Source organism: Mameliella sp. CS4, from assembly GCF_019392335.1.
In the GTDB taxonomy this organism is placed as follows: domain Bacteria; phylum Pseudomonadota; class Alphaproteobacteria; order Rhodobacterales; family Rhodobacteraceae; genus Antarctobacter.
In genome coordinates, this window is record NZ_JAHXRQ010000139.1 from 1 (window position 1) to 277 (window position 277).

General features: G+C 75.1%; 1 protein-coding gene. It reads right to left on the reverse strand.

Going from position 1 to position 277, the window contains the following annotated elements; genetic code table 11:
* On the reverse strand, positions 1-227 hold a 227-nt coding region (locus KZZ07_RS28225; protein WP_370631279.1), incomplete at its 3' end, for a hydroxyisourate hydrolase.
* Positions 228-277: the final 50 nt, after the last annotated feature.

The window sequence follows — 277 nt, forward strand, 5'->3', positions numbered from 1 at the left end:
TCCCCGGTGCCGTCCTCGGCGAGGCGCCGGAGCTCGACGGTGACCCCGGCCGCCGGCTTGCCCGCGGCCGTGTCGAGGACGTGTGTCGAAAGATGGCCCATCGGCGTCCTCCCGGACGGAGAGGCCCGCGCCCGCCGCCCGCTGCGGGCGGAGGTCCGTCGGGCCGAAGGAGACGGGCGAGAGGAGCACGCGGCGGGGGCTCGGACAACCCGGAAAGCGCCCGGCATTTTCCGAACGATTTTGAAGGTCCTTGGCGCCGGGGCGGGTCGCTGCCGGC